Genomic DNA, 24,416 nt, shown 5'->3' with positions numbered 1-24,416 from the left:
TGTAAAATGCAGTGCTTTTTTCTATGTTTATAATAATAAGTATGATATGCTAAATATTATACTTATTATTTTTTGAGTTGTTGGAGGATTTTTAATGATTGCTCTATATTTATTTACCATTATTTTCATTATTACATTTTCGTTGTATAATTTAAAATTAATACTATTAACTGTTTACGATTTAATAAAATTCATATTAATAATGTTTTTAATGACTTTACCAATAATGCACTTTACTCCTGTGATAATACCTTTTATACTTACATATTTAATAATTTTAATTTATATAAAAACTAAAAATTTATATTTAAGTTTAATATCATCCATTGTATCTATATTGACATATTGGGTAAGCGATGGTATAGGTATAAATATCTGCATATGGGTGTTAAATTTAAATTTAAAAGATATTAGTGAAAATCCCATACCCTATTTCTTATATCATATTTTAATATTTATCGTATCTTATTTTGTAACTATTATAATAAAACATATAGTAAAAAGAAAAACCACCTTAAAAAGTTTTAGTTTCAAAAGTACATTTTCAATATTTTCTATATTGTGTTTGCTTTTACTTTTCATTATATTTTATTTAACCATATTATTAATCAAAACAAATGTTTTATCTAAACCAAAAATAATGATAATTGGTTTTCTGTTTTTTTCATATTTTATTATTTTTGGTTTAATAGGTTATTCATTTATAACTAACGCAAAAAAAGAACTACAAATTGGTAACAAAAAAAGACAACTAGCTAATTTAAAAGAATATACCGAAACACTAGAAATTTTATATAATGAAACCAGAAAGTTTAGACATGATTACATAAATGTACTAACATCCATGGTAGGATATATGGACAAAAACGATATGCAGGGCCTTCGACGTTATTTTGATAATAAAATAATTCCTATTGGTACAAGCTTTGAAAAAAAGAATTTTAAACTAGGATTACTGCAAAATATAAAAATACCAGAAATAAAAGGGGTTGTTTCCTCAAAATTAATAACTGCTCAGCACAAAGAGATAAATGTTTTTATCGATATAATTGAGCCCATAGAAGATATAAATATAGATATAATAGATATTTGCAAAATACTTGGAATAATTCTAGATAATGCAATAGAGGCTTCTGGAGATTGTGAAAATCCTCTTATAAAATTCGCCATTATAAATAAAAAAAGATCCGTGATCATAATCGTAATTAATCAATGCCTTGAAAATACTCCACCAATATATAAGCTTTTTGAAAAGGAATTTTCAACTAAAGGTAAAAATAGAGGTTTAGGCCTTAACAATTTAAAAGAAATTATTAATTCCTACAATAATGTTTCTTTAGATACTTCAATTAAAGATAACGAATTCATTCAAAATATAGAAGTCTTAAAATAAAGGATAGTGTTATAGATATGATAAAGGTATTTATTTGTGAAGATATTAAAAATCATAGAGATAAAATATCTAATATTATTGATGATATAATTATGATTGAAAATTTAGATATGGAAACTGCTGTAGTTACAGGAAATCCAGATGATATATTAGAATATGTTAAATCTAATAAATACACTGGTATATATTTCTTAGATGTAGATTTAAACACTCGCATTAATGGCATACAATTAGCAGAAGAGATTAGAGAATATGACCCTGAGGGATTTATAATCTTTATAACTACCCATTCAGAAATGAGTTATCTAACTTTTATCTATAAAGTTGAAGCAATGGATTATATAATAAAGGATAATTTCAAGGATATTAAAAATAGAGTGCAGCAGTGTATATTAAACGCTAATAAAAAATACACCTTAAATTCTAATGAAAAACAAAAGCTCTTCACCATTAAGAGTGGAGACAAAATAATTAATATTAAATTAAGTGAAATATTATTTTTTGAAACATCTAGTACAATCCATAAAATAGTAATCAATACTATAGATAGACGCATTGAATTTTATGCCCAGATGAAGGACATCGAAAAGATTGTTGATAAAAGATTTTTCAGGTGCCATAAATCTTTTATTGTAAATAAAGATAATATAAAAGAAATTGATAAAAAAATCAGTATGCTTCGTATGATTAATAATCAAGAATGCTTAATATCTGCGCGTAAAATAAAATTATTATTAAGCTAATAATTACATTTATATCTTTACATCTAATAAAAATAACACAACGTATAAATAGAAAACTTATACGTTGTGTTATTTTTCATTATTTTAAATTTAACTTCGCAAAAGCCTCAGCCATGGCAGAATTTCCAGAATTAACAGGCTCATCTTTCTTATTCTGCTGATTTAAGAATCTACTAACATCCTTTTTATTTAATGCACTTTTTTCTGATTCTCGACGTTTGTTGAAGGCTGAGAGTTTTTCTCTATATCCACAACCACAAACAAATATCTTATTGTCTCCATCGCCTCTAATCTCCATTTTCTTGTGACAAGTAGGACAACGAGCATTTGACATTTGTGAAACTCCCTTACGATATCCACAGTCTCTATCTGGGCAAACTAGCATTTTGCCTCTCTTGCCACTAACCTCAAGGAGATTCTTACCACAGTCGGGGCATTTCACCCTTGTTGCGTTATCATGCTTATATGCCTCTGTAGATGCTACAACGTTACCTACAAGTTTTGATGCATATTCTCTCATTTCCTTTACGAAACTCATAGAATTAGCTTTTCCTTTACCAATAAGTTGAAGTTGTTTTTCCCACTTAGCTGTAAGTAACGTCGCTTCATTATATCTAGCAGGTGGCTTAGTTTTCTCATTAACAGACCTAACTGAAGTAAGTTTAACATCTTCCCCCTTATTTATTGGTGGAAGTGATTGATTTTTTTCTTCTCCATCACCTAAACTACTTATTTCTTTCCATCCCTTTGATTTAACTATTTTACCTTTTGCAGAAAAGCTTTCGCCCTTAACATTTATAACTAGAGTAGACGTTAAAATCAAGTTTAATATGCAAAAAAACAGGAAAATAAAAATCATAAAGAGCTCTTTTTATTCTTAGATTAATATCATAATTAACAGTAATGGTAACTATACCATAAAAAATCAACTAATTTGTACTATAAATTTTAATGTAATTATATGGTTGCGAATATACATATAAACTGTTCATGTAATATATGGACTGTAAACAAATGATTTAATAATTAATTAAAGCAAAATAAAATTAGATGGGAGAGAAAAAGATACGGCTAAAAGTCACCCTAAAATAAGTAATTACCATAATCTTAATTTTAATTTGACTTGATTAAAAAAAAAGAACTTAATATATTGGGTTTAATTATATTTGAATATATTATCTTTTTAAGAATAATCGGCGATCTTCTGGTACTTGACAGTGTTATATAAAAATGATATTCTTACTACAAACAATATTAGCGTGTATGTACACGTAGTTTGAATGAGGTTCATGATAATTATTTGTATATAAATATGTTAAGGATACAATCTCAAGAGCTAAGGCAGATTAATTAGGACTTAAACCGCTGTTTATAATTAAATCTTATGCATCAGTATGAGTAGCTCCAAAAATAATTGGTTTGAAGAAATAGTAGCATATGAGACATTATAATCAAAATTAGAAAAAGGTGATAATATGAATAGAAAAATTTATGATAAACAATCAGCAGAATGTATTTGTATTAATTTACGAAGGTCTTCACAAGCAATTACAGAATTTTATGATGAGATGCTTGAATCAAGCGGTCTAAAAATAAGCCAATATTTATTACTTAAAAATATAAAATGTCTAGGCCCCGTAAATGTGAGTAATTTGGCTTCGGAGATTAGACTAGATAGAACTACCATTGTACGAAATCTCAAGCCGTTAGAGGTTGGAGGATTCATTATAGATATTTCAACAAAGGGTTCTCGAAATCGGCAACTAAAGCTTACAAATAAGGGCCTTGAAATCTTGGAAACGGCGGCGCCACTTTGGTTAGAAGCTCAAAATTTTATTGAACAATATTTAGGCATAGAAGAAAGAAATACTTTTGTAGCATTACTTTCTAAGATTGAAGCATTAGTGCCTTAATTTTTTACAATAAATGTGTATGTAAATACATAGTTTTGAAAATATATAGTAATTAAAACATGAGTATTATATAAATATAAATTAAGGGGGAGTAATTAGGTATGGAAACAATTGAACAAATCATTCAAAAAAAAGCTTACGAATTGGGCTATGAAAAATGTGGTATTATTCCAATTAATTTGATGGAAGGTTATGCTGAAAAATTTGAGGAGCGCATGCAAAAAGTTCCGGAATCCAGGCCATTTTATCAAAGTCAGCAGCGCCTAGTTAATCCGCTGGAGGTATATCCATGGGCAAAATCTGTGGTAGTATTTACATCATCGTACGGAAAATACAGAATTCCAGAAGAGGTAAATGGACACATTGCTAAGTCGTATTTATTTGATGTACGTGTAGATACAAATACAAAAGAATATCAAAATAATCGTGCATTAGAAAAGTACCTGCAGGAACTTGGTTTAAAGGTAGGAACCAATCAGCAATTTGGAGTAGTGGGAATGCGTTGGGCAGCTATGCAGGCTAGAATCGGGATAATTCGCAGAAATAATTTCTTATACACAGAGTCTGGTTCATGGGTTCATCTTGAAGCCTGGGTCACTGACCGAGAAATGGAGTTAAAAGAAACAAATAATATTTCTCAGTGTCCAAAAGGATGCAATCGTTGCATGGCATCCTGTCCAACAAAATCTCTTTCTGATCCATATACCATGCTGCCAAATACCTGCATTTCTTTCCTCACAACATTTGGCGGACGTAATCTGCATCAAGAACCATTAAGTAAAACCTTCGGAGACTGCATTTATGGATGCGATATTTGTCAAGATGCGTGTCCTATGAACGCGGGAAAGTTAAAGGGGGGGGATGAATTTCCAGGTCTTGCAGAATTGGCTCCTGAATTAACTCCTGAAAATATTTTAAATATGGAGGAAGATTTTTATCGTGAGAAAGTTCAGCCAAAATTTTTCTATTTATCACCAGAGGAACTTTGGAAATGGAAAGTAGATGTATTAAATTATATGCGTAATAACTATACGGAAAGTTATAAGCCACTTATTATAAATGCATGTAAAAACAAAAATGAAAAAATATGTGAAATGGCGAACTCAATTTGCAATGAACTTTGTTTACAATAATTTATTGACAATGCAATGCCTCTGTAATACATGATGAATTCTGGAATTAGCTGCTTCGAATAGATCTTCAGGGGTTTTGTATTGGAGTATACGTCTATGAAGAGTATTCATCCATTCCTCAATGAAAGAGATATTGGGTATTCCATAGTGATTATTCTCCTGTGTGTTTTAGTTTAGACGATTAAAGCATAACACAGAATTAATCCACTATGGATTTTTTTATTGGATGAAAAAAATTCACGACATTTGCAGCATTACTATTCATTTTTTCTTAATAATTTAAAAAACACAAGGTATAAAACATATACCTTGTGTTTTGCTTTGATTTATTATTTTAAATTAAGTTTCGCAAAAGCCTCAGCCATTGCAGAATTTCCAGAATTGACAGGTTCGTCTTTCTTATTCTGTTGATTTAAGAATCTGCTAACATCCTTTTTATTTAAAGCACTTTTCTCTGATTCTCGACGTTTGTTAAATGCTGATAGTTTTTCTCTATATCCACAGCCACAAACAAATATTTTATTGTCTCCATCGCCTCTAATTTCCATTTTCTTATGGCAAGTAGGACAACGAGCATTTGACATTTGTGAAACTCCCTTACGATATCCACAGTCTCTATCTGGGCAAACTAGCATTTTACCTCTCTTACCACTAACCTCAAGAAGATTCTTTCCACAGTCAGGGCATTTCACCCTTGTTGCGTTATCATGCTTATATGCCTCTGTAGAGGCTACAACGTTACCTACAAGTTTTGATGCATATTCTCTCATTTCTTTTACGAAACTCATAGAATTAGCTTTTCCTTTACCAATAAGTTGTAGTTGTTTCTCCCACTTAGCTGTTAGCTCTGGTGATTTTAAATCCTTTGGAACTAACCCTATTAACTGTATTCCCTTTGAAGTTGGGTGAATATCTTTACCCTTTCTCTCCATATAGAATGTGTTAAAAAGTTTTTCAATTACATCTGCACGAGTTGCTGGAGTTCCAAGTCCTGATGTATTATCTAAAGCTTCCCTTAAACTATCATCCTCTATATTCTTGCCTGGATGCTCCATAGCTGTAAGTAGTGTTGCTTCATTATATCTAGCAGGTGGCTTAGTCTTCTCGTTAACAGACCTAACTGAAGTAAGTTTAACATCTTCCCCCTTATTAATTGGTGGAAGTGATTGATCCTTATCTTCGTTAGCGCCTGAACTACTTACTTCTTTCCATCCCTTTGATTTAACTATTTTACCTTTTGCAGAAAAGCTTTCACCCTTAACATTTATAACTAGAGTGGTTTGCTCATACTCGAAAGGTAAACTTAATACTTCTAAGAACCTTTTTACAACTAAGTCATATATATTTTTTTCTTCTCTATTTAAGCTTGATAAATCTACATGCTGCTCTGTAGGAATTATAGCATGATGATCTGATACCTTGCTATTATCTACAAGTCTACTTGTGGTATGTATCCTACCTTTTATTATACTTCTTGCGAATTTCTCATATGGTCCTATCGCTATGCTCTTTAACCTGTCAAGTAATGTAGGTACTATATCTGTAGTAAGATGCCTTGAATCTGTTCTTGGATAAGATAATATCTTATGGTTTTCATATAATCTCTGCATTAAATTAAGAGTTTGTTTTGCAGAGTATCCAAATTTTCTATTTGCATCTCTTTGAAGCTCTGTTAAATCATATGCAAGTGGAGGAAGTTCTTTTTTAGATGATTTATTTAGTTCAACTACTTTTCCCATTTGATTATTTACCTTAGCTGCAACATCCTCTGCCTTTTGCTTATCAAATGTACGTGAGTCTCCATTTTTACTTGACCAATGAACTGTAAAGTCATTTACCTTTCCATTTACTGTCCAGTAATCCTTCGGAATAAATTTCTTTATTTCATTTTCTCTTTCCACAATAAGCGCTAAGGTTGGTGTTTGAACTCTTCCAGCTGATAATTGAGCATTGTATTTACAAGTTAAAGCCCTTGTTACATTAAGCCCAATAAGCCAATCCGCTTGCGCTCTTGATTGCGCTGCCCAAAATAAGTTCTCATACTCTTTTCCTGGTTTAAGATTATTAAATCCATCTCTTATTGCTTTTTCTGTTTGAGATGATATCCATAGCCTCTTTATAGGTTTTCTAAACCCTGCCTTTTGAATGATCCAACGCGCTACAAGCTCACCTTCACGCCCAGAATCCGTTGCAATAACAAGTTCATCTACATCTGCTCTTTTAAGAAGCTCGTGTACAACCTTATATTGCTTAGATGTTTCCTTAATAACTACCAGTTTTAGATCCTTTGGTAGCATAGGAAGATCCTCTATTCTCCAGCTTTTATATTTTTCATCGTATGCCTCTGGATCTGCTAGAGTAACAAGATGTCCTAGTGCCCATGTTACAATATATTTTGATCCCATTAAATATCCATTTCCACCTTGAGTACAATTTAAAAACTTTGCAAGTTCTTTACCAACTGATGGTTTTTCCGCCAAGACCAATGTCTTTCCCATATATAAAACTTCCTCTCGTATTTCAAATAATTTAGTTGTTTTTCCTAATATCAAATGTAGCCACTCTATTTATTATAAACTACTTTATACACATTGTTAAATTTTTTATTACCTAAGGCCAAACCATCAAGGTGTTTTTTATTGTCATAGATGATATAATAATTAATATCATAACATCCACTATTAAAGGCTATAATATATACTATTAAATAAGTTTAGAGGTAATTGAATGAATTATATTGTATTTGATTTAGAATTTAACCAAGGCTACAACTTTGCAAAAGGAACTAAAAGTTTAAATAATCCTAAATGTCCCTTTGAAATAATTCAAATAGGCGCCATAAAACTAAATGATCATTTTGAGACTATTGGAACTCTTGATGTAATAGTAAAACCAGAAATTTATACTACGCTCAATCCATTTGTAAGGGAACTTACTGGCATAACAATGGAGGAACTTAATAAAGGCATATCTTTCGAAAAAATGTATGAAGATTTTTCGAATTTTATTAAAAGTGATAGAAGTGTATTATGCGTATGGGGAATTGCCGATATAAAGGAATTATTTCGTAATATAGAGTTTTATGAGTTAGAGCCATTGCCATCGCCTACAGAATACATCGACATACAATCCTATGCATCTACTGCTCTTGATTGCAAAAAAGGAATTAATATTGGGCTAGGTAATGCAGCTAAACTACTTAGTGTACCTATAGAAAGTCAATTCCATGATGCTTTTAATGACGCTTTCTATACTACTGAAGTTTTTAAGAAAATTTATAACAAAGAAATAAAACCTAACATATACATACCTAAAGTTAAAGGATTAAATAGATTAAGTGTCCAAAATTACAAAATCGACCTTCCTAGTTTAACGGATCAATTTGAGAAAATGTTCAAGAGAGAAATGAGCATTGATGAAAAGTCTATTATTAAACTAGCTTATATTATGGGTAAAACAAATCAGTTTCAGATTAAAATCGATCCAGAAATAAATCAAAAAAAATGAAATCAGTATAGAATTATCTTCTATACTGATTTTTTATAATTATTAGTTTTCTGTTTCTTCACTTACTGCATTTTCAACATTTTCTATATTTGGATTTTTATTTTCTAAATTAGCTTTTCTATTATCCAATGTATTAAGGTTTATAGGATGAGTAATCATATCTTCTGTTGTACTCATTATAAATCTATTCAAATATATTTTTCCCTCTGGAGTATTTGCTACAGCATAAGGCTCTGTGTCTTTTTTAAATAGAACCCATGTATAACCATTGTTAATTACTCTATTTAAATCTTCTTTATCAATTATTGTTCTTGCTTTCTCTTTACCATATCTGTCTCTTAATATTACAGCAACAGACTCTTCATCTATTCCTTCATAACTATTCATTGTGTTTTGATCATATACTTCTAAGTTGGATTTTCTATTATCTAGAGTATCTCCATTAATATGTCTTACAGGTGCTTTTGGATGAACTTCTAATATAAATGATTGCAAACTTTGCTTTCTTCTATATTTCTTTTCTTCGATATAATAAGTACCTAGATTTTGTGCTAAGAAATTATTAAAATCTTTATTCCACTCTGCGAACCAACGACCTTTTTCTAATACTCTTTGTAAATCTTCAGTATCTATTTTGCAATCAATGGTTGTGCCATCTTTTTTAAGTATTTTTAAAAATGTTATATCTTCTAGAGTTTGGTATTTGTTTAATTTAACTTCTACTTTAGGAGTTTCTTTTTTATTTTCAACTTTAATGGTTTCTTTTTTAATTTCATTTTCGTTTTTTATGATAAGACACCTCTTTCTTCATTTTAGGCATCATCAAAAAATAACCAGTCAGCATGCTAGCCTATTTTTTTAATATGCCTTGTAAGGGATTTAAAATTATATATAATCTTAATATTTCCCTAGTTTTTTTAATAACAACTCATTTTTCTCGATAACACACATGTTTATTTTACTACATTATTTTAATTATAACACACTCACTGACTAAATTACTGAATTTACAATAAAAAATTAAATATTATTTTAAAATAAAATAATATTTTTTATTATAAATATTTTATTGCCTTTTAGGTTAAACTTCCTAGTAGATATATTAAGGAGGAGATTTCATGTCAAAAATTAGCTGTGGTGTTTTAAATTGCTCCCATAATGACGAAAACATATGTTACGCTAATATCATAAACGTTGGTGGGAAAAATGCTAGAAAAGACTCTGACACTTGTTGTGCTACTTTTTTAGATAGTATCGTCTATAGCGATCTTACAAATATCGTACATTCTAATAGTAATGGGTGCGATGTAGTTTCTTGTAATGTAGGCACTTGCATATATAACTCTAATGAACTATGTAGTGCTAAATCTATAGAAGTTAATGGTGAAAATGTTAATCTGTACTCTGAGACTGACTGCTTAACTTTTAAAACTAAATAATTATATAACTTTCATAAAAAATAAGGATGCCTTAGTATTGCAGCTAAGGTATCCTTTTAACTATTCCTTAACTCTATTACCTCTTTCTCTGTGAGGTAACGCCACTTGCCTGTCTCTATCCCATCAACTTTTATATCAACAATTCGAATACGCTCTAGTCTTATAACAGTATATCCAAAAGTTTTACTCATTCTGCGAATTTGTTTATTTAATCCTTGCGTTAGAATAATTCGAAAAGTATTCTCCGATATTCTACTAACTTTGCAGATTCTTGTGTTAACACCGCAAATCTCAACTCCTTTTGACATACCTTCAATGAAGTTATTGTCATATGTCTTATTCACAGTTACTATATATTCTTTCTCATGTTCATTTTTAGATTCTAAAATATTATTTGCAAGTTCACCATCATTAGTCATAAGTATTAAACCCTGGGATGACTTATCTAATCTACCAACTGGAAATATGTACCCTGGATAGTTCATGAAATCAACTATATTGCTAGCTACTGTTTTTTCTGCAGTACATGTAATTCCCACCGGTTTATTAAGTGCAATATAAATTTTATCTCTCATTAAAACATTCTCATTATCAAGAAGAATGTTATCCTCTTCCTCTACCCACTGCCCGGGAGTACAAAACTTCCCATTTACAATTATTCTATTTTCCTCAATAAGTTTATTTGCTCCGGTTCTTGAACAAATGCCATAATTACTAAGAAGTTTATTTATTCTCATAATAACTCTTTATCCTTCCATTATAAAATGTAGATATATGTTTATATTTATCTATATATCTATCTATATATGTATATATATTTACAAATATATATTTACATTTTAAACTTTCTTATAGTCATTATACATCATAACACCCTATAGTTTTTCCAAACAAATAACTCATAAGCAATCTGCTTATGAGTTATTTTTACATATTAAAATTCACAACTATTAATTAGTTTGTTCTAGCATTTTATCAATTACAACTTGTGTAAACTCAATTGTTCCAGTGGTCCCACCTAAATCGCAAGTTAAATGTTTTCCTTCTTTAAGAACAGCTTCTACCGCTTGTTCTATTTTATTCGCAGCCTTTGCTTCTCCTATATGTCTTAGCATCATAACTGATGATAGAATACAAGCAGTTGGGTTTGCTATGTTCTGCCCGGCTATATCTGGAGCTGATCCATGAGCTGGTTCAAATACTGCGCCTTCTTCACCAATATTAGCTCCTGGTACTAGTCCTAATCCACCAACTAGTCCTGCTGCCATATCAGAGAGTATATCTCCATATAAATTAGGCATTACAAGTACATCATATTTCTCTGGATTCATAACAAGTTTCATGCTCATTGCATCAACTATAACATCTCCAAAGGCTATCTCTTTGTGAGTACCTGCAATGTTTCTTGCACATCTTAAGAATAATCCATCAGAAAGCTTCATAATATTTGCTTTATGAACAGCTATGACTTCTTTTCTATTTTGTTCTTTTGCTATTTTAAAAGCATACTCTACAATTCTATCGCTAGCTTTTTTACTTATTATCTTTATACTCTCAGCAATATCCTCTGTAATCATATGCTCTATACCTGCATATAAATCCTCACTGTTTTCTCTTACTATTATTAGGTCTACATTCTCAAATCTTGAAGGAACCCCTTCAAACGTTCTTATAGGCCTAATGTTCGCATAAAGGTTTAATTCCTGTCTTAATGTGACATTAACACTTTTAAATCCCTTACCTACAGGTGTAGTAACTGGTCCTTTAAGTGCAACCTTATTCTTTTTAATGCTCTCTAAAACGTAAGGTGGCATAGGAGTGCCAAACTCTTCTATAACTTCTGCGCCCATACGTACTATTTCCCAATTAATGTTAACTCCACTTTTTTCTAGTATTTTAACAGTAGCTGTGGTTACTTCTGGTCCAATTCCGTCTCCTGGTATAAGTGTAATATTATGTTCCATTCTTCTAGGCACCTACCTTTTTCTTGTTTTTCATAAGATTTATTAATCCACCGTGTATAAGCATCTCTTTTTCTCTCTGAGTTACTTCAGGAAGAGTTTTATACTCCGATCCTTTTGTTATGTTTTTTACAATAACTATACCTTTTTTTATCTGATTTGCAGCATCTTCAATGACTAATTCATCCATCATATCTATATTCTCATAATCTTTAACGTCATTAAATACCAGTGGTATTATAGCATTATTAATTAAATTAGCTTTATGAATTCTTGCAAAAGATTTTGTAAGAACAACCTTAACTCCTAAATAAAGTGGTGCAAGTGCTGCATGTTCACGGCTTGATCCTTGACCATAGTTTGATCCTGCAACTATTATTCCACCATCATATTTTTTAGCTTTTGCTGGAAACTCTGCATCGCTAGGTGTTAAACAAAACTCTGCAAGGTATGGAATATTAGATCTAAATGGAAGTAATTTTGCATTAGATGGCATTATATCATCCGTTGTAATATTATCCCCTAATTTAGTTAGAACTTTACCTGTAACGCTTCCTATTAACTCTTTTGCTTTAGGGAATGGCTTTATATTTGGACCTCTTTTAACTATTATATCTTTTCCATCTTCCGCAGGGCTTATTATTAAATTATCATTAATAACAAATTCTTCTGGCATATCCACTTTAACAGCTTCTCCAAGTTCTCTAGGATCTGTAATATACCCTTTAAGTGCAGACGCAACTGCAACTTCTGGGCTTACAATATAAACATTAGCAGATGTTGTACCAGATCTGCCCTTGAAGTTTCTATTAAATGTTCTAAGGGACACTGCACCAGTTGAAGGCGCCTGACCCATTCCTATACATGGACCACATGCACTTTCGAGTATTCTAGCACCAGCGTCAATCATATCTCCAAGTCCACCGTTTTTAGATAACATATTTAAAACTTGTTTTGATCCTGGCGCAATAGCAAGAGACATCTCTTCAGGTATTGTTTTACCTAAAAGTATTTTTGACACTTTCATCATATCAACATAAGATGAATTAGTACAACTTCCTATTAACACTTGATCAACCTTTATATCCTTTAGTGATGACACTAGAACTACCTTATCTGGACTATGAGGACAGGCTACAAGAGGTTCTATTTTACTTAAGTCTATTTCAACTGTCTCATCATATACAGCTTCATCATCTGCTTTCAGCTCTACAAAATCTTTTTCTCTATGTTGTGCTTTTAAAAATTTATATGTTATATCATCACTAGGGAAAATTGAAGTCGTAGCTCCTAGCTCTGCACCCATGTTTGTAATAGTTGCTCTATCTGGTACGCTTAGAGTTTTTAATCCATCTCCTGCATATTCAAATATTTTGTTAACTCCACCCTTAACTGTCAAACGTCTTAATACTTCAAGTATAATATCTTTAGCTGCAACCCAAGGGCTAAGTTTTCCTGATAAATTAACTTTTACAATTTTAGGCATTGTTATATAATATTCTCCTCCACCCATTGCAACAGCTACATCTAATCCTCCTGCTCCAATAGCTAGCATTCCTATTCCGCCGCCAGTTGGAGTATGACTATCTGAACCAAGTAAAGTTTCTCCTGGAACTCCAAATCTTTCTAAGTGGACTTGATGACAAATACCATTGCCTGGTTTAGAAAAATATATGCCATGTTTTTTTGCAACAGTCTGTATATATAAGTGATCATCTGCATTCTCAGGACCAGTTTGTAAAATGTTATGGTCTATATAAGCAACAGATTTTTTAGTTTGAACTTTATCAATTCCCATAGCTTCAAATTGAAGATAAGCCATTGTACCTGTAGAATCTTGAGTTAAGGTTTGATCTATCTTAATTGCAATCTCAGTATCTGTAATCATTTCGCCCTTAACCAAATGAGCTTTAATTATTTTTTGCGCAGCAGTATATGCCATAATATCCCTCCATTTTTTAAATATAAATATAGACTATAATCTTTAACATATATCAAAATTCTTCAGTGTTATGTTTTTTTGTACTTAATTGTGGAATAATTTTTTTTGTAATTAATTCTAATTCATCACTTTTCATTACAGTGCTTCTTCCAGTCTCATATTGCTTATCTACCCAATCTTTTATAACATTAATTCTTTCATCTTTTTTATCAATTTTATCTAAATCTTTTAATCTATAATAAGTATTAACCCAAGCTGCAATACCTGCATGCCCCGAGTGTTCGTTAACTGCCACAATAATTGGCCTACCTAATATTTTTTCAGTATCAAAAATATTGTATATTTCTTCATCCTTTAATATTCCATCTGCATGTATACCCGCTCTTGTAACATTAAATTCACTACCCACATAAGGTGTCCTAGGTGGAATACTATATTTAAACTCACCTTCAAAATATTGTCCAATTTCACTTATAAGCTTAAGATTCATATTTTTTACATTTCCTCTTATTTGACCATATTCTACAATCATTGCTTCAAGTGGACAATTACCCGTTCTCTCACCAATACCAAAAAGTGAGGTATTTATTGCAGAGCATCCGTGAAGCCATGCTGTAGTAGCATTAGAAACTACATTATAAAAATCATTATGTCCATGCCATTCAAGATATTCCGAGGGCACTCCACCATACTTTATTAATCCATTAATGATCTGTGGTACACTCCTTGGTAATTCTGTACCAGAGTATGGCAATCCAAGTCCCAATGTATCACATGCCCTAATTTTTATCTTAATACCCGATTTCTTAGATAGTTCCATAAGTCTTTGTACTAGCGGTATAACAAACCCAAAGAAATCAGCTCTAGTTATATCTTCAAGATGGCATCTTGGAATTATTCCATTTTCTAGTGCTTCTTCTACCAATGAAACATATAAATCCATTGCCTCTTGCCTTGTTTTATTAAGCTTTTTGAATATATGATAATCCGAACAAGACATAAGCATTCCCGTTTCCTTAAGTCCCATATCTTTAACAAGCTTAAAATCTTCTTTATTAGCTCTTATCCATGATGTTACCTCTGGAAATTCATATCCTCTTTCTAAACATTTCCTAGCAGCATTTCTATCTTTCTGCGTATATAAAAAGAACTCTGTTTGTCTAATTATACCCGAATTATTATCAAGTTTGTGTAAATAATCAAATATTTTAACTATTTGCTTTTCAGTATAAGTATCCATAGACTGTTGACCATCTCTGAATGTAGTATCCGTAATCCAAATATCATCAGGTATAGAAATTGGAATCTGCTGACCTCCAAAAACAACCTTAGGAATTTCTGAGTATGGGAATATATCTTTAAACAACATAGGCTGCTTTTCATTCACTAACTTAAAATCATTTGTTGCAATCTTAGACTCATTATTATTTGTTAATTTAAACTTATTCACTTATTCTCCCCCTTCTTAGTCCTTCCTTATTTGCATTTTTAGCCACTGCATATAATTCTAGAATATATGAATGTTATATGTATCTAAATTTCATTTAATGTTAATTATATAGCTTATGAACAGTTTTGTAAAGATATTTTGCAACATTATAGAGCATACCCATCATTTATCGAAATAGTAATTCTTATGGTAATTAAAGAAAAGAGCATACTCAGGTTTCCCGTCGTATGCTCATTTTACTTATAATTTAATTTTCAAATTTAACTATTTAATCTTTAGACCTGCCATATGATTGTTGGCACCAAGGCCTACTTTATCAGCTTGAGCCTGTGTTATAGTTCCTGCATTTACAAGAGCTTTCAAAGCACTTATATGAGTACCCTTTTTACTATCCATGTATGATTTGCGCTCTGCAACAGTCATAGTTTTAGTCTTTTCAATTTCTGCTGTGTTTGCAGCTTCCTTGGAAGCTATAGCTGCTTTAATTTTATCTGATTGATCCTGAGTTATAGTTTTATCAGTTACAAGCTTTGCTAATTTGGTATCCATTTTCGCTTGCCTTTGAGTATCCATTTGAGCCTTCTCATTAGCTTTTAGAGCCTCAACCTTTGCCTGAGTCAATATGTTGTTATCAACTAAGTCTTTATATACATTAGTTTTTATTTTATTATCTGTGGTTTTAGTTTTTTCATATGCCAAAACTTTATCACTTTCGCTCTGCGTAATAATATTTGAACTAACACCTAATTTAAGTATTGATTCTAGCTTAACTCCACCTTTCATATCTTTTCCGTGTTTACCTGGCCCACCTATTGCACCAACAGGTCCTACTTTGTCAGCTTGAGCCTGCGTTATAGTACCTGCATCAACAAGAGCTTTTAAAGCACTTATATGAGTAGTCTTGTTGCTATCCATATATGCCTTGCGTTCTGCCTGAGTCATAGTTTTAGTCTTCTCTTTTTCTACTTTGTTTGCAGCTTCCTCGGAACCTATAGCTGCTTTAATTTTGTCTGATTGATCCTGAGTTATAGTTTTATCAGTTACGAGCTTTGCTAATTTAGTATCTAAATTCTTTTGTCTTGCATCATCCCTTTGAACCTGCTCACTAGCTTTTAGTGCATCAGTTTTATGTTGTTTAACCTCAATTTTTGAAGGTGTCTTCACATCAGTCTTTGTTGATTTAATTCCTGTTGCAAAAGCTATACTAACAGAGGATAAAAGCATGCCTCCAGTTATTATTCCAGTTATTATTTTAGTTCTTAAAGCTACACTTTTCATGTTATTTGCTCCTCACTAATTTATTTTTTTGTTAATGTCTATACTTTTATTATAGGCACCTGTTATGTCAACAATGTGTCAACAACATGTTACTTTCGTGTATTTTGTAACTATAATATGAATATTACTTATCAATCATAATTCCTTTCATGCGTTGGTGTGAACATTTTCATTTTATATTTTATATATTTGCCAAAAATAAATATAGCAATTTTCAATACATTATATGGCTTTTAAGGTATAATAAAGAAACGTAATAAAAAAAGTAAATATATTTTAGAATGGGTGAAATAATGAATGAAAAATTAGGCGTAATTATTTGTAAATTTTTTTCTGAAGAACTTAAATTTATAATAAAGAATAATAATATTAAAAATATAGAAATTTTAGAATTTACCCCAGCATGTATCCATGGAAATGTCGGTCAGAATGAGCAGTTAGAAGCAATTAAAAGTTGTCAAGTAACCTGTAATAAAGTAATTATTATTGGTGGCAAATGCTGTACAAGCTTAAATAAGATGGTTATTGATAGTAAAAAGTGTAAAATACATAGACTTGAATACTGTTTTGAATTATTTACTAATAGAGATATAATTGCTCATTTTATAAGTGAAAAATCATATCTTGTTACACCAGGTTGGCTTAGAGATTGGAAAAAAAACATTGAAATTTTAGGCTTTGATAAAGAACAAGTGAAAATTAAATTCCTAGATACAGGAGTTTGTGATAATAGTTTAGAAAGACTTCATAAATTTTCAGAATATGTAAATATTCCTTATGATTGCATTTTTGTAGGATTAGACTTTTTTAGTATGTTTATAGAAAAAAGCATAATCGAATGGCGTTTGGAATGTGAAAGAAGGAAATCAACTTTGCTACTTGCAAACACAAATATACAGTTTGCTGATCATACGTCAGCCAAACAACAACTTTCATACATTCTAAATAGCATTCATGAGGGAGTATATATTATAAATTCAAATTATAAAGCAATATTTGTAAATAAAGCTGTAGAGAACTTGTTGAGTCTTAATGATTTTAGAGATATTATAGGTAAAAGCGTATTTGATGTTGTCCCCAATGAATATCGTCAAATTGTACTTAAAAGATTTAAAAATATACTAGATAATAAAGTATCAGCACCTTTAATTGAAGAAAAATTTATAAAATACGATGGCTGTATTATAGATGTTGAAATATATTCTGGTGCTATTAAATATGAAGGCAATTGGTGCATACTTAGTGTAGTAAGAAATATTTCAGAACGTAAAAACTCTGAGAATCTTAAGTTGAAAATTGCTGATCAAAATAAGCTGATAGATGATGCAGTGGAATATGACAAGTTACGGAATAATTTTTTTTGCAATATATCACATGAACTTAGGACACCAATAAATGTACTTCTTAGCGCATTGCAATTACTAAATTTGGATGAAATGAATCACCCTACCGTTGATAATAAAATAAAAGTAAAGAAATATTATGAAATAATGAAGCAAAATAGTTATAGATTGTTAAGGTTAGTAAACAATTTAATCGATATTACCAAAATTGATGCAAGATATTTCAATCTTAGATTAAAAAATGAAAATATTGTAGCTATTATTGAAGACATAACGATGTCCGTAACAACTTACGCTGAACATAAAGGTTTGGAGCTTGTTTTTGATACTGACATTGAAGATAAACTAATGGTTTGTGATGCAGATAAAATTGAAAGAATAATATTAAATATTCTTTCCAATGCAATAAAATTCACTCCGCTAGGAGGAACCATATTTGTGAGCATTGCAGAGAAAGATTGGGGTATATCGGTATCTGTAAAGGACACAGGTGTTGGAATTCCCACTGATATGAAATCGTCTATTTTTGAAAGGTTTGTACAGGTAGATAAATCTCTTTCAAGAGACAGAGAGGGGAGTGGCATCGGTCTTTCTCTTGTAAAATCTCTTGTTGAGATGCATGGTGGAACAATTAGGGTTGAGAGCCAATATGGTAATGGCAGTGAATTTATAATAGACCTTCCTGAGACAGGTTTACCAGAGAATAAACCGTTTATTTTAGATGCAAATATAGCTAAAGTAAGTGATAGAGAGAGGCTACAGATAGAGTTTTCAGACATATACGATTGAAACTGTTAATTAAATGGTAGTTTTATTTTAAATTCTGTTCTTTCCTTAGAGCTTGCAACCTCTATATTGCCATTATGTAATTCTACTATTGTCTTTACAATTGCGAGCCCAAGTCCAGTTCCTTCTTTTTTATTACAATGTTTTTCTACCCTATATAATCTTTGAAACAAATTCTTAAAATTTTCTTCTTCTATTATATCGCCATAATTTACAAATCTAACTACAACCATATTATTTTCCTTTTCTATATTTACATCTAGATATTTCCCCTCACTACCATACTTAATTGCATTAGATATTATATTTTCAAAGGCTCTAACTAGCAAAATAGCATCTCCATTTATTGTTAATCCTACATCTTTTGAAGATATTTTATATTCCATACCAGCTTGTTCAAAAGATGGTATAAATCCAATGGTAGCTTGTTCTATCAATTGTTGCAGGTATATATTGGATTTATTTAAATTTATATCTCCATTACTTATCCTTGTAAACTCAAAAAGTTGTTCTACAGAACTCTTTAATTCCTTTGCTTTACTTAATGAAACTTCACAATAATGATGTAACTCATCATTATTTTTATAATTACCCTTTTCAATTAACTCTAAAAATCCAATAACAGATGTAAGTGGAGTCCTTAAATCATGAGATAAATTTGTTATCAAGTTATTCTTCTGCTTTTCCCACACTCTTTCTTTCTTCATAAGTTCTTTTATACTACATGCCATTTTATTAACATTTGAAGCTAAATTCCCTAGTTCATTTTTTGTTATAATAGGTATATTTATATCCATATTACCATTAGATATTATATTTAAATTATGTGATATTTCTTCTATATAATTAGTAATTTTATTCATTCTTTTAATAAATATTAAGCACATTAGCACTATAAAAACTACAAAAATCCCTATAATAAACCCTATCATAACTAAACTATTTGTATTATAAGCACTAATAAATTTCATATAGAGTCCTCGGCAGAAAATATGTAACCACATAATTACTAAAAAAACGCCTACTAGTGTTAATATTATAGACATTACTATAGCTATAAAAAAATTTATAAGTATATTGTATTTAATGCTACTGTTCTTCAATTTTATATCCAACTCCCCAGACTGTTTCTACAATTTTAGGTTCCTTCGGATTATCCTCTAATTTCTCTCTTAATCTCCATATATGAACCATGACAGTGTTATTGCCTTCTAAATATTTTTCCTTCCAAATCTCTTTAAATATCTCCTCTGCATTAAATATTTTGCCCGCATTACTCGCTAGTAGTAACAATATCTCGTATTCTGTTGGAGTTAATTTTAACTCTTCACCAAATAAATTAACTTTATGATTCCTTTTATTTATACTAATCCCTTTTATTTCAATAATATTTTCATTATCAAATAATTTGTGATTTCCATTAAAATATACATACCTTCTTATTTGAGCTTTCACTCTAGCAAGGAGTTCCATTGTGTTAAATGGTTTTACCATATAATCATCTGCCCCTGTAGATAATCCCTGTATTTTATCTATGTCTTGTCCCTTTGCACTAACCATTATAATTGGAATATTATACTCTTTTCTAATCTTTATACAAACCTGTAATCCATCTATTTCTGGCATCATTATGTCTAAAATTACAAGATGAATCTTTTCCTTATTAATTATATTAAGTGCATCTATACCGTTTGTAGCTTTAAATACTTTATACCCATCATTTAGTAGGTATACTTCCATAAGTTCAATTATTTCTACTTCATCATCCACAATCAATATGTTAAACATACCCTTTACCTCTCCCATTAAATAACTATTTTTGATAAAATTATATCATATTCTCAAATAATTAATATCCCTGACTATATCTTAAATCCTAAAAAGTTAAAGTAGTATATAAACCATATAAAGATAAAATTAACTATTGTTAAGAAAGTAAAATATTTTTTTTCTAATTTTCCTCCTATTTTTTTAACCCAGTTATATATTAGAATAAATAATCCGCAAATACTTAAAACCGTTGATGCTATTAGAGTTCCTAAAAAAATGTAAAGTAAATATGCAAATTTAAAATCATTAATACTAACCATAACCATTGCTATTATAGTTGCTCCCACCATTCCAACTATATTAAGCACCCCAATGATTAAGTTTACTGTCCTAATTAATTTAATACTCCTACAACTTTTGCGACCTATTTGTTTAAACTTCCTCTTTATAAACAAAACCATTGTCCCAATTATATTTATAATGAATACAACCATGGCTATAATAAATATAGTTATATTAAAAGTTCTTGTTTGGAAAAAGCTTATCTTTTCAAAGGAATTATGGCTTACATCATTAAATGCATAGGTTACTTTACCATTGTCATTTATCTTAAATGCAAAATCTCCTCGTCCATCTTTCCTTGCAAATACTCCATCTTTCTTTTCAATAATAGTTGTGGTAATTTCCTCCTTAGCAAGAGTATATTCCTTAAGAGTTAATGTACCGTCCTTATTATCTGTAATTCTCATATCCATAGAAGAATCAAATAAGAACCCGATTTTCATAATGTTACTTTTTGATATTCCATCATAGTTTCTATATATGCCTTCATATTTACTAAAATCTTTAGTTTTATTTTTTTTTATTTTATTAAATGTATTATTGGTAATAGGGTAAAAATAATTAAAAAATTCTTCTTCAAAGTTAAAAGGCAGTGGATTTAAAGAGTTAGTTGCCACGTATATTCCTAATTTCTCCTTTGGAATTAAAAATAATGTGCTCGTATATCCTGGCAATGCACCTTCATGCTTTATTATTTCCTGCCCATTTCTGTTACTCCTTATAAACCCATAACCCATTCCAGGTAGAAAATCACTATTAGAAAATTGCTTATCTTTCATTTTTATTGATGTTTCTTCCTTTAAAATTCTGTTTTCTTTAAATTGTCCATTATTTAAGTGGGCTATCATAAAGTTTTCCATATCTTTAACTGTTACATTAATTCCTGAAGAGCCTGATGTATATTGATAAGCTAATGGTATTTCATTATAAGTTCCCTTTATAAGTTCATAGCCCTTAGCTGTATTACTATTCTTTAACCGAGTTACGCTACTATCCATTTTTAAAGTTTCTAATATATTTTTCTTTACATATTTTTCATAAGTAATACCAGATACTTTTTCTACAATATATCCTAGAAGGTTATACCCCTCGTTACAATACCTGCTAACAATGTTAGGCTCTCTTACTACCTTTGGAATATGTGTATCCATATAATATTCCTGTGGTTTTATTAACTTTTCATCTCTCGTACTACCGTTAAGTTCACTGGCTTCATCAACTCCGCTAGAATGAGTTAATAAATTACTACAAGTTACCGGCTCCTTATAATTATTAATAACCTTATAAGGATTTATATAATTATCAATATTTTTATTTAAATCTAATTTCCCATCTTCATATAGTTGCATTATAGCAGTTGCAGTAAATAATTTGCTTATCGATGCTGCCGGGAAAACAGTTTTATCTGGATTTACTAATACTTTTCCTTCTATATTACTGTATCCATACCCCTTTTTAAATACTTCTTTGCCATCCTTAACAACAGATATAGCCACTCCTGGAACTGAATATTTCTTCATATTCTTCTCAAAAAAATCATCTGAGAATTTTTGTAAATCCTTGCTATTATTCACCTCTATATCTTTCTTATTGGCTTCCTGTCTCTTACCTATTTCCTTTCCAAAACTATTACTATGCAACCCTGAGCTTATCAATATAGTACTTAATAATATCACCATAAATCTTTCTACTTTCATCTTCATAAATTCCAACTCCCTAATTATTCTATAGTTAGATTTTATATCAAAATAAATTTTTAGTTTTAACTTTTTTCTTACGAAAAATTAAAGTTTATATATATAAACATAACACCATATTAATCAATGATATTGTAGTAGTATCCTTAGCAATCTTTGTTCTATTGTTAAAATTCTGTAGTGTTATTAAAAATATACGAAACAAAAAAGAAGCCTTTCAGCTTCTAATTGATAATAGTATAATAACTAAGCTACACTAGATAAGTAATGTTTTAGTCATAACCTTATTTATTCTTTATGAATCTTTAATGCATCAAAAGAATTGTCTTTTTCAAATATAAATGTAGCCCCGTAACCACCTCGACCTATTACATTTTCATTGCCTTCCTTAAGTACAATGTTATTATCTTCATCGGTATATCCTAATTCAAAATCATCTAATAAAATTATTAATTTTTGTTTATCTGTCATTTTTTCCACTCCTCACCACTATATTACATATTTCATTATACCTTATTGACATTTAATGTTCAATTAATCGCCAAACTCGAATATGAACATTATTAGTGAGGCCTCATGTTTAAGTTTAATTTAAGCTTGTTCAACAAGTGATTTTAATTTTTTTCTGTTAAAAGCAAGTACTCCCCTTTCATTATAATTTTTTATAAATAGTAGAATATATCTCTTTTTGCTTTGATGTTTTCAGGCTTTACATGCCCCATAATATTTCCCTTTCAATCCCATAAAATACATATATTTATGTATGAGATGTTATATCAAATTGTCTATAATAATTCAACTTCGAAAAAGCTGTATAGTTATCTCAGTTTAGCACCAAATTATTTGAGCTGGAACTCAATATAGAAGTTAAACTTTGTTGTTACCTGCTGTGCGTATTTAGAATTATGGTTTGCATATATATGCCTTCTCCCATCACCTCTTACGATTACTAAAGTTCGTTCCAATATCGAAATTATTTTTATTCTACTTATTCAACTCATGTATTAATTTTCTATCCCTCTCACTCTCACTTGTTCTAGCCATCTTAGTTGTATGTTTTTGCATTTCATCTACAGTAAGTTTATCCTTGCCAGTTACATTAATCTCATAAACCCCATTTAAATCTGTATACCTAACTTGAGTTGATGTAATTTTAAATACGTTACTTAACTTATTCAATACATCTTTGGTTATTACAGCAGGTATTTTAATGCTATTAGCAGATGAAATCTTCTGGTAATTTGCAAGTTCCATAAAATCCATCTTTTGATAGCATGGGATTTTTAAAAAATTACGTGAATAATTCCCATTTGCTATAATTGTAGTATAAATTTCAACTGTAAATGGCAATCTGATTTTTACATTGTATGACTTTTTAAGTTTATCGTATTCCTTTACAAGCTGTTTACTATATGCATTTTGTACTCTCTCATCATTAATCGTATTATTTCTAAGATTGTATGTTATCTCAAAGTTACTATTTTTTTGTATTATTGCGTAATAGTCGGAATTTTCAATATTATATTTTGGCATTGAGACATCCGTTATGTTATACACTTGCTTCACATAATTTTCTATTTTTGCTTTAGCAATATATTTTCCAAAAGGTATTCCATTGAAAATTGAATAACCAAATATTACTACAAATGCAGATATAATAACTAATATAATTGTTATAATATTGTTGTACTCTGAATCCTTATCCATCATAAATACCCC

20 protein-coding genes are annotated in these 24,416 nt (G+C 30.1%); 7 read left to right on the top strand and 13 right to left on the bottom strand.

Annotated features, from left to right (window positions below):
• The first annotated feature begins 856 nt into the window (after positions 1 to 856).
• Positions 857 to 1,393 (top strand): GHKL domain-containing protein, encoded by a 537-nt coding sequence (locus KPL54_RS07140; RefSeq protein WP_216105916.1) that lies wholly within the window; start codon positions 857 to 859, stop codon positions 1,391 to 1,393.
• Between the two features lie 17 nt (positions 1,394 to 1,410).
• Positions 1,411 to 2,136, top strand: coding sequence for a LytR/AlgR family response regulator transcription factor (locus KPL54_RS07135; RefSeq protein WP_216105915.1), 726 nt, complete (start codon positions 1,411 to 1,413; stop codon positions 2,134 to 2,136).
• A gap of 79 nt (positions 2,137 to 2,215) precedes the next feature.
• Here the strand turns inward: KPL54_RS07135 and KPL54_RS07130 are convergent, their stop codons facing one another.
• The gene (locus KPL54_RS07130) at positions 2,216 to 2,995 is read right to left on the bottom strand and encodes a DNA topoisomerase (RefSeq protein ID WP_216105914.1); all 780 of its coding nucleotides are present in this window, start codon (positions 2,993 to 2,995) and stop codon (positions 2,216 to 2,218) included.
• Positions 2,996 to 3,611: 616 nt separating this feature from the next.
• Between KPL54_RS07130 and KPL54_RS07125 the strand changes: the two genes are divergently transcribed.
• Both KPL54_RS07125 and KPL54_RS07120 read left to right on the top strand, forming a co-directional pair.
• Positions 3,612 to 4,049, top strand: coding sequence for a MarR family winged helix-turn-helix transcriptional regulator (locus tag KPL54_RS07125; RefSeq protein ID WP_216105913.1), 438 nt, complete (start codon positions 3,612 to 3,614; stop codon positions 4,047 to 4,049).
• Positions 4,050 to 4,150: 101 nt separating this feature from the next.
• Entirely contained in the window at positions 4,151 to 5,182 is a 1,032-nt protein-coding gene (locus KPL54_RS07120) for an epoxyqueuosine reductase (protein WP_216105912.1), read from the top strand.
• A 329-nt stretch (positions 5,183 to 5,511) separates the two neighbouring features.
• On the opposite strand, the gene KPL54_RS07115 is transcribed toward KPL54_RS07120, so the two are convergent.
• On the bottom strand, positions 5,512 to 7,680 hold the full coding sequence (locus tag KPL54_RS07115; RefSeq protein WP_216105911.1) for a DNA topoisomerase III: 2,169 nt from the start codon (positions 7,678 to 7,680) through the stop codon (positions 5,512 to 5,514).
• Between the two features lie 229 nt (positions 7,681 to 7,909).
• Here KPL54_RS07115 and KPL54_RS07110 point away from each other — a divergent pair, with 229 nt between their 5' ends.
• Positions 7,910 to 8,689 (top strand): 3'-5' exonuclease, encoded by a 780-nt coding sequence (locus KPL54_RS07110; protein ID WP_216105910.1) that lies wholly within the window; start codon positions 7,910 to 7,912, stop codon positions 8,687 to 8,689.
• 42 nt (positions 8,690 to 8,731) lie between these two features.
• On the opposite strand, the gene KPL54_RS07105 is transcribed toward KPL54_RS07110, so the two are convergent.
• Positions 8,732 to 9,184 carry a hypothetical protein gene (locus KPL54_RS07105; protein WP_224616830.1) on the bottom strand — a complete coding sequence of 151 codons (453 nt, stop codon included), beginning with the start codon at positions 9,182 to 9,184 and terminating at the stop codon, positions 8,732 to 8,734.
• Between the two features lie 623 nt (positions 9,185 to 9,807).
• Between KPL54_RS07105 and KPL54_RS07100 the strand changes: the two genes are divergently transcribed.
• Positions 9,808 to 10,128, top strand: coding sequence for a DUF1540 domain-containing protein (locus KPL54_RS07100; RefSeq protein ID WP_216105909.1), 321 nt, complete (start codon positions 9,808 to 9,810; stop codon positions 10,126 to 10,128).
• Positions 10,129 to 10,184: 56 nt separating this feature from the next.
• Here KPL54_RS07100 and KPL54_RS07095 read toward each other — a convergent pair whose 3' ends face one another.
• The 5 genes from KPL54_RS07095 to KPL54_RS07075 form a co-directional block, all read right to left on the bottom strand.
• Positions 10,185 to 10,865 carry a pseudouridine synthase gene (locus KPL54_RS07095; protein WP_216105908.1) on the bottom strand — a complete coding sequence of 227 codons (681 nt, stop codon included), beginning with the start codon at positions 10,863 to 10,865 and terminating at the stop codon, positions 10,185 to 10,187.
• A 213-nt stretch (positions 10,866 to 11,078) separates the two neighbouring features.
• Positions 11,079 to 12,092 carry an isocitrate/isopropylmalate dehydrogenase family protein gene (locus KPL54_RS07090; protein WP_216105907.1) on the bottom strand — a complete coding sequence of 338 codons (1,014 nt, stop codon included), beginning with the start codon at positions 12,090 to 12,092 and terminating at the stop codon, positions 11,079 to 11,081.
• Positions 12,093 to 12,096: 4 nt separating this feature from the next.
• Positions 12,097 to 14,031 carry an aconitate hydratase gene (locus tag KPL54_RS07085; RefSeq protein ID WP_216105906.1) on the bottom strand — a complete coding sequence of 645 codons (1,935 nt, stop codon included), beginning with the start codon at positions 14,029 to 14,031 and terminating at the stop codon, positions 12,097 to 12,099.
• A gap of 52 nt (positions 14,032 to 14,083) precedes the next feature.
• The gene (locus KPL54_RS07080) at positions 14,084 to 15,400 is read right to left on the bottom strand and encodes a 2-isopropylmalate synthase (protein WP_216106032.1); all 1,317 of its coding nucleotides are present in this window, start codon (positions 15,398 to 15,400) and stop codon (positions 14,084 to 14,086) included.
• A 345-nt stretch (positions 15,401 to 15,745) separates the two neighbouring features.
• Positions 15,746 to 16,759 carry a hypothetical protein gene (locus KPL54_RS07075; protein WP_216105905.1) on the bottom strand — a complete coding sequence of 338 codons (1,014 nt, stop codon included), beginning with the start codon at positions 16,757 to 16,759 and terminating at the stop codon, positions 15,746 to 15,748.
• Between the two features lie 293 nt (positions 16,760 to 17,052).
• Between KPL54_RS07075 and KPL54_RS07070 the strand changes: the two genes are divergently transcribed.
• Positions 17,053 to 18,891: a PAS domain-containing sensor histidine kinase gene (locus KPL54_RS07070; RefSeq protein WP_216105904.1), complete on the top strand. Its 1,839-nt coding sequence runs from the start codon at positions 17,053 to 17,055 to the stop codon at positions 18,889 to 18,891.
• Positions 18,892 to 18,896: 5 nt separating this feature from the next.
• Here KPL54_RS07070 and KPL54_RS07065 read toward each other — a convergent pair whose 3' ends face one another.
• The 5 genes from KPL54_RS07065 to KPL54_RS07045 all read right to left on the bottom strand — a co-directional run bounded on the left by KPL54_RS07065 (position 18,897) and on the right by KPL54_RS07045 (position 24,407).
• Positions 18,897 to 19,991 carry a HAMP domain-containing sensor histidine kinase gene (locus KPL54_RS07065; RefSeq protein WP_253203377.1) on the bottom strand — a complete coding sequence of 365 codons (1,095 nt, stop codon included), beginning with the start codon at positions 19,989 to 19,991 and terminating at the stop codon, positions 18,897 to 18,899.
• Entirely contained in the window at positions 19,978 to 20,676 is a 699-nt protein-coding gene (locus tag KPL54_RS07060; RefSeq protein ID WP_216105903.1) for a response regulator transcription factor, read from the bottom strand. Before KPL54_RS07060 ends, KPL54_RS07065 begins: the two co-directional genes overlap by 14 nt.
• A 74-nt stretch (positions 20,677 to 20,750) precedes the next feature.
• Positions 20,751 to 22,703, bottom strand: a complete 1,953-nt coding sequence (locus tag KPL54_RS07055; RefSeq protein ID WP_216105902.1) for a serine hydrolase domain-containing protein — start codon at positions 22,701 to 22,703, stop codon at positions 20,751 to 20,753.
• 282 nt (positions 22,704 to 22,985) lie between these two features.
• On the bottom strand, positions 22,986 to 23,168 hold the full coding sequence (locus KPL54_RS07050; RefSeq protein WP_171297762.1) for a hypothetical protein: 183 nt from the start codon (positions 23,166 to 23,168) through the stop codon (positions 22,986 to 22,988).
• A 513-nt stretch (positions 23,169 to 23,681) separates the two neighbouring features.
• Entirely contained in the window at positions 23,682 to 24,407 is a 726-nt protein-coding gene (locus tag KPL54_RS07045) for a YfjL-like protein (RefSeq protein ID WP_216105901.1), read from the bottom strand.
• Between the last annotated feature and the right edge of the window lie 9 nt (positions 24,408 to 24,416).

The sequence above is a fragment of the Clostridium estertheticum genome (genome assembly GCF_018861295.1).
Classification (GTDB): Bacteria; Bacillota; Clostridia; order Clostridiales; family Clostridiaceae; genus Clostridium_AD; species Clostridium_AD estertheticum_D.
The sequence above is the reverse complement of the archived record's forward strand: the minus strand, read 5'-3'. Positions and strand labels throughout refer to the sequence as shown.